The 7,102-nt window shown below is 46.7% G+C and carries 7 protein-coding genes; 3 read left to right on the top strand and 4 right to left on the bottom strand.

Annotated features, from left to right (window positions below):
- Positions 1–219 precede the first annotated feature (219 nt).
- Positions 220–1,254 carry a dihydroorotase gene (gene pyrC, locus O9295_RS25735; protein WP_353851891.1) on the top strand — a complete coding sequence of 345 codons (1,035 nt, stop codon included), beginning with the start codon at positions 220–222 and terminating at the stop codon, positions 1,252–1,254.
- Between the two features lie 39 nt (positions 1,255–1,293).
- Here the strand turns inward: pyrC and O9295_RS25740 are convergent, their stop codons facing one another.
- Both O9295_RS25740 and O9295_RS25745 read right to left on the bottom strand, forming a co-directional pair.
- Entirely contained in the window at positions 1,294–2,589 is a 1,296-nt protein-coding gene (locus tag O9295_RS25740; RefSeq protein ID WP_288036133.1) for a Glu/Leu/Phe/Val family dehydrogenase, read from the bottom strand.
- 303 nt (positions 2,590–2,892) lie between these two features.
- Complete coding sequence (locus tag O9295_RS25745; RefSeq protein WP_487353236.1) at positions 2,893–3,054, bottom strand: CAB/ELIP/HLIP family chlorophyll-binding protein; 162 nt, start codon at positions 3,052–3,054, stop codon at positions 2,893–2,895.
- Between the two features lie 257 nt (positions 3,055–3,311).
- On the opposite strand from O9295_RS25745, the gene O9295_RS25750 reads away from it, so the two are divergent.
- Complete coding sequence (locus O9295_RS25750; protein WP_002762021.1) at positions 3,312–4,874, top strand: B12-binding domain-containing radical SAM protein; 1,563 nt, start codon at positions 3,312–3,314, stop codon at positions 4,872–4,874.
- A gap of 480 nt (positions 4,875–5,354) precedes the next feature.
- Positions 5,355–6,434, top strand: coding sequence for an AOC03_06830 family ribosome hibernation factor (locus tag O9295_RS25755; RefSeq protein WP_004163194.1), 1,080 nt, complete (start codon positions 5,355–5,357; stop codon positions 6,432–6,434).
- A 2-nt stretch (positions 6,435–6,436) separates the two neighbouring features.
- Here the strand turns inward: O9295_RS25755 and O9295_RS25760 are convergent, their stop codons facing one another.
- Positions 6,437–6,880, bottom strand: a complete 444-nt coding sequence (locus O9295_RS25760) for a molybdenum cofactor biosynthesis protein MoaE (RefSeq protein ID WP_147072799.1) — start codon at positions 6,878–6,880, stop codon at positions 6,437–6,439.
- On the bottom strand, positions 6,867–7,102 hold a 236-nt coding region (locus tag O9295_RS25765), incomplete at its 5' end, for a hypothetical protein (RefSeq protein ID WP_288036135.1). The genes O9295_RS25765 and O9295_RS25760, both read right to left, overlap by 14 nt.

Raw genomic sequence — 7,102 nt, forward strand, 5'->3', positions numbered from 1 at the left:
TGGATAAGACTTTTAGACTTGTTTTCCCTCAAAAAGTGCCGACCTTTGGAGTGATTGGGGGGAAAATCCCTGGACTTTTTCCCTGAAAATTAGGTAATTGACCACCTGAAAATCGGTAAAACCCCACACCCCACACCCCACCCCCCACACCCTGCCCCCTGCCCCCTGCCTCCGTTATCTTGGGTGAGGTGGGAACCCTAACCGTAGTATGATTGAACAATGCGAAGACTCACAATGACTCGACCCGACGACTGGCACCTTCATCTCCGCGATGGTGCGGCAATGAAAGCGGTTCTACCCCATACGGTGCGTCAGTTTGCCCGTGCCATTATCATGCCGAATTTAAAGCCCCCAGTGCGCTCAGTGGCTGATGCTGCCTCCTATCGCGAGCGCATTCTGGCAGCAGTTCCAGAGGGTCAACAGTTCGAGCCACTGATGACCCTATATCTCACCGATAATACCAGTCCCGAAGAAATCGTGGCGGCGAAAGCCTCCCAGTTTGTCAAAGCGGTGAAATACTACCCAGCTGGTGCGACAACTAATTCCGACTTGGGGGTGACGGACCTTCGTAGGTGCGATGGCGTTTTGGCAGCGATGGAGCAGCTGGATATGCCGCTACTACTGCACGGAGAAGTTACCGATGGTGATATTGATGTGTTCGATCGAGAGAAAGTGTTCATTGAGAAGCACTTGCTCCCACTGATAACAAGATTTCCGAAACTGCGGGTGGTGTTTGAACACATTACCACTGCCGATGCGGTCAAGTTTGTTCTATCTACTAACAACAATGTCGCCGCCACAATTACGCCCCAACATTTATTGTTTAGCCGAAACATTCTCTTTACCGGTGGCATTCGTCCTCATTTTTATTGCCTGCCGATTTTGAAACGAGAGGATCATCGTTTGGCACTTTTGCAAGCGGCAACATCGGGCAATCCCAAGTTTTTTCTGGGGACTGATAGCGCGCCCCATTCTCGCTACAGCAAAGAAAGTTCCTGTGGCTGTGCGGGTTGTTATTCGGCTCTGCACGCCCTAGAGTTGTACGCAGAAGCCTTTGAGAGCGTTGATGCGATCGATCAACTAGAAGGGTTCGCCAGCTGCCACGGTCCAGATTTTTATCAACTCCCCCGAAATACCGAACAAATCACCTTAACCAAAACCCCTTGGCGCATTCCCGATGAATTGCCATTTCCCGAATCCGGACTGGTGCCGTTACGAGCGGGTGAAGAGATAACCTGGCAATTAGGGGAATAAAAACCGCCAGTTTTAGCTTGCATATAATGTTTGTGGCTTTTATGCTCCCGTCTTATTTTGATAATAATCGCGGGTTCCCTTGGCATCTAGGGCTTCTCCGAGACGAGCAATGGCCTGGGCGTAGGCGGCGTTACGCAGAGATATATCGAATTCTTGGGCGAAAGACCAGACTTTTTCCGCTTCTGTCACCATTCTTTCTTTTAAGCGCTCATTGATCTCGTTTAATTGCCAATAAAGACCGCTGCGATTTTGCACCCATTCAAAATAACTCACCGTTACCCCACCGGCGTTAACCAGAATATCGGGGAAAACGAGAATCCCTTTTGAGTCTAAAATGCGATCGGCTTCTGAGGTAGTCGGACCGTTGGCCACTTCAAAGATATATTTTGCCCGCACGCGATCGGCATTTTCGGCGGTAATTTGGTTTTCTAGGGCTGCTGGAATCAAAACATCCACATCTAGGGCTAACAATTCTTCATTACTAATCGCTTCGTGTTCGACGATATTACACACGGTATCCTGACAGTAAATAGCAGTAATCTCGCGATGTTCCTGTTTATACTGACGAATGCTGGCAATATCTAGTCCTTTTTCCCGATAAATGCCGCCCTGGGAATCACTTACCGCCACCACTTGATAACCGGCTTTGGCGAGGAGATCCGCCACTACGGCCCCGGCGTTACCGAATCCCTGAACGGCTACGGTAGTATTAGCCGGTTTTTTGTCTAATTTCGGCAAAAGAGAGTTAATAACATGAAAAGCTCCTGTTCCCGTCGCCGTATCGCGGCCACGACTGCCTCCCATGGTTAAAGGTTTCCCCGTCACCACCGCTGGACTAATTTTACGCTGAATGATGCTGTACTGGTCCATCATCCAACCCATGATCATCTCGTTGGTATAGACATCAGGGGCAAGAATATCGACATCGGGACCAATAAAGTCGGCTATACCCTCGATATAGCCCCGGCTAAGGCGTTCTAACTCGGCTTTTGACAATTCTTTCGGATTGAGGGTAATGCCGCCCTTAGCCCCACCAAAGGGCAAATCCAGCAGGGCGCATTTAAAGGTCATCCAAAAGGCCAGGGACTGCACCTCATCAATGCTGACGTTGGGATGATAGCGCACCCCTCCTTTGCCGGGGCCGCGGGTGTCATCGTAGCGGACGCGGTAGCCTTGGAAGATTCTCAGAGTGCCGTTGTCCATCCGGACGGGTATGGAGACGCTGAGACTAGCTTTGGGATATTTTAACCGCTCGATCGCATCATCGGAAATGGAGACATACTTAAGGGCGCGTTCTAGGCGACTGCTGGCATCGGTAAAGAGTGATTTCGACATGATTTTTTTCCCCCTATCTATCCCCATTAGAACATGAAAAAACAGTATATTTCGCTACAGTTTATTTTTCTTAATTAACCATAGACAGGAATTGCCGACAAGTATTCTCAAACAAGGTTACTTGAGAGATTTTCCAGTACATCAACTACCCTACACCCTACACCCCACACCCCACACCCCACTTCCCTATCACCCCACTCCCTCATCCCCAACCTGCAACTAAAAAAGGGAAAGAGCGATGCTCCTCCCTTTTTTGATAATTTATTCAAGTTGATTGTAGATGCACAGCAATCGAGGCTGAAATTACATTAAGCCTAATTGAGCAAGGATACCTTTGTGGGTTAAGTATTCCGTAGCTACGCCAATAACGAAACCGAGCATGGCTAAACGACCATTCCAGTTTTCAGCGAAAGCGGTGAAGCCGAGTTTGTTTTCTTGCTTATCCATGGTGAATTGCCTTCCTATAATAAAATTGCATTTGATTCAAGTGCTTGATATTAAATGTAACATAACTTCCCAGACTATGCAACATTTGTTTACATAAATTTTATTAATGTTGACCATAAACTTTTATGGGGGCAGGGTCAAGGGTGGGCATGGCGGCCGAAAATCAAACCTGATCTTAGTTCTAGGGCTAAATAACGGTTTTCCCATCCCTGACCGAAAAAGATTACAATCAAGCGAAAGGTCAAGAATCGATCGCCATCGAGCGAGGAGTGAATATGCGCGCCTTACTGATTTATCCCGTTTTTCCGCCGACTTTCTGGTCTTATAACAAAATTCTGGAATTAGTCGATCGCAAAGTCTTACTTCCTCCCCTGGGTATGGTGACGGTGGCGGCGATTTTACCGCAGCAATGGGAATTTAAACTGGTCGATCGCAATATTCGGGCGGTGACAGAAGCAGAATGGGATTGGGCCGAAATAGTGATTCTTTCCGGCATGATTGTGCAACGTCAAGATTTAATCGAGCAAATTCACGAAGCCAAGCAACGGGGTAAACTGGTGGCCGTGGGTGGTCCCTATCCCACTTCTATCCCCCACGAAGTGGCCGAGGCCGATTTTCTGATTCTCGATGAGGGAGAAATCACCATTCCGATGTTTGTGGAAGCATTGGCAAGAGGAGAAACTAAAGGTGTTTTCCGCACCACAGAAAAACCCGATGTGACAATTACCCCGATCCCACGCTACGATCTGCTCGATTTTGAAGCTTATGATTCCATGTCGGTACAATTCTCGCGCGGATGTCCCTTCCAGTGCGAATTTTGCGATATTATCGTTCTCTACGGTCGTAAACCCCGCACCAAAACCCCCGCACAATTATTAAAAGAATTAGATTATCTCTACGAGTTAGGTTGGCGCCGGGGCGTGTTCATGGTGGATGATAATTTTATTGGCAACAAGCGCAACGTTAAATTACTCCTCAAAGAATTAAAAGTTTGGCAAGAAGAACACCAGTATCCTTTCCGGTTTAACACGGAAGCATCGGTAGATTTAGCCGCCGATCCCGAATTAATGGAAATGATGGTTGATTGTTACTTTGATGCCGTCTTTTTAGGTATTGAAACCCCCGACGAAGAAAGTTTACAATTAACCAAAAAATTCCAAAATACCCGTAGTTCGTTAACCGAGACGGTAGAAAAGATTATTAAAGCCGGATTGCGCCCTATGGCGGGATTTATCATCGGTTTTGATGGCGAGAAAAAAGGAGCGGCCGATCGCATTATTAATTTTGTCGAAGAAGCGGCCATTCCCACGGCTCTATTTGGAATGTTACAAGCTTTACCCAATACCGCCCTATGGACTCGCTTGGAAAAAGAAGGACGACTAAGATTAACGGGGAAACAGGACATTAACCAAAGTACCCTGATGAATTTCGTTCCCACCCGGCCGATCGAAGATATTGCCACGGAATATATTGAAGCCTTCTGGAAATTGTACGATCCGGAGGTATTTCTTGATCGCACCTATCGCTGTTTCCTGAAATTAGGCGCACCTAAAGCGAAACCTGCCTTTAAACTGCCTCGCCGGGCCGATCTCTATGCCCTAGCGGTAATTATCTGGCGACAGGGCTTTAAACGTTCCACTCGCTGGAAATTCTGGCAGAATTTATTCGGTATTTTGCGCCATAATCCCGCCAATGCCGAACACTATATCACTGTCTGCGCCCACAACGAGCATTTCCTGGAATACCGTCAGATTGTTCGGGATGAAATTATGGCACAATTAGCCGAATTTCAACGCCAAGAGGCATTAACAGCGGAAAAAACCGCCATAGCGGCCTAATTAGGGTATGCTGAAAAAGTTTTTCCTGGGGGCAGGGTGTGGGGTGTGGGGTGTGGGGTGTGGGGTTTTACCGGTTTTGAGGGGGCCAATTACCTAATTTTCAGGAAAAAAGTCCCGGAATTTTCCCCCTGATCACTCCCATGCCCAGTACTTTTTGATTGACAAAAAGTCTAAAAGTCTTACCCAACAATGTTTTTAGATTTATTCAGCAGCTCCTAATTATTCCGAGGATGGGTTATTTACCCATCCTGAACATTTTCTGTCCTGATGGTGGACGATCGATAAATCAATAATATTCCTAGTTTTCCGGTTAAAAATTCCCTCAATCTCTGCCAAAGCAATTCAGTATAATTTCTTAATTTTCTAGATATAACTACATTTTGTCCTTAAAATGTTAACTTAAAATACTGAATAAATCGAGAAAATCTGGATAAAGCCAGTATTTTTAGCTCCTTAACCCTATAAATCAAGCTAAAATCAATGATTACTCGTCAAGAACTTAAGAAACTACAATCCCTAACTCAAATACCCGCCCTTTCCATTCTCTTACCTACCCATCGCACCTCACCGGATAACAAACAAGACCCTATTCTCGTTAAAAATTTGGTCGATGAAGCAAAGCGCCGATTATCGGCAGAATTCTCTAAACGTGAAATCGAACCTTTGTTCGAGCGCCTCGATAGTCTAGTGGCTGAAATAGATTATCCTTATACTCTAGATGGATTAGCTCTCTATATTGGTCCGGATATTGCCAAGCTTTATAACTTGCCTTTTTCTGTCCAGGCAAGAGTTGTCATCGATAAAACCTTTGCCACACGGGATTTAGTTTATGGATTACATCGAGAACAACCCTATTGGCTGTTACTATTAAGTCAGGGTTCTACTCGTTTAATCTCAGCTACAGGAGAAACTCTCGAAGAAATTCGCGATCAAAATTTTCCCTTAGAAATGACTGGACCGGGGGCCACCGCACCACTGCCCTTTGATGCCGATACCAGTTATCTAGATGATAGAATCCGGCGATTTTTCCAGCAGGTAGATAATGCTCTGGGTGAATACATTGACATTGATGATTCTTCCCCTTTGATTGTGGGTGGAGTGGTTCGTCAAATTTCCTTCTTTCAAGAAGTTTCACAGTACACATCAGCAATTGTTGGCACTTTAACCGGCAATTTTGACAAAACCTCACTGCCAGAATTAATTCCGCAAGTATTGCCGATTATGCATTCAGTGCGTCAGACTCAAAAAACTGAAGCCCTGCAAGCTTTGGACGCGGCAGTCAGCGCTCAAAAAGTTATCTCTACCCTGGGAGAAGTGTGGCGTTTAGCGCAGGAAGGTCGAGGAAAATTGTTATTAGTGGATAAAAATTACCATGTACCCGCAGTTTTAAGCGAAAACGGTGATTTGATACTGGTGGAAAACGTCGGTGGTACGGAGGTAATCGATGATGCAGTGGATGAAATTATCGAAGTGGTATTGGCCAAGGGAGGACGTGTAGCTTTAGTCGATGAAGATTCCTTGAACGATTACCAAAAAATTGCCTTAATTTTGCGTTATTAGACCTAATGGGCCGTTTCACAAGCCCCAATACTAACCCATTGACTAGAACCATCAGACCAGTATTCTTTTTTCCAGATGGGGGCATTATGCTTGAGAGTATCAATAGCATAACGACAGGCTGCGAAAGCTTCCCCCCGATGGGGACAACCCACCGCTACTAAGACGCTAATTTCACCGATTTGTAGCTTACCGGTGCGATGGTGAATGACAACTCGATTGGTATCGGGCCAGGTTTGCCGAATTTGCCGAGCAATTTGCCGGAAAACCTCGATCGCCATGGGTTCGTAGGCCTGATAATCAAGATAAATAACCGGTTTACCGTCGGTTTGCTCCCGTACAGTGCCACTCATTAGTACAATAGCACCATTAGCCCCATCATCGGCTAATTGATATACTTCCTGCAAAGATAAGGGAGCAAAACTGACGCGAAAACTATCTGGTGTCATGGATGAGGTGATGGGGGTTGGGTGTGGGGTGTAGGGTGTGGGGTGTGGGGTGTGGGGTGTAGGGTGTAGGGTGATGGGTGTAGGGTGTGGGGTGTAGGGTGTGGGGTGTGGGGTGTTGGGTGTTGGGTGTCGGGTGTAGGGTGTAGGGTGTAGGGTGGAGGGTGTAGTGTTTAGGGGGTAGGGTGGTGGGTGTTGTGGTGGGGGTGGTGGGGGGGGGGGGGG

This window comes from Microcystis sp. LE18-22.4A (genome assembly GCF_027531105.1).
Lineage (GTDB): Bacteria > Cyanobacteriota > Cyanobacteriia > Cyanobacteriales > Microcystaceae > Microcystis > Microcystis aeruginosa.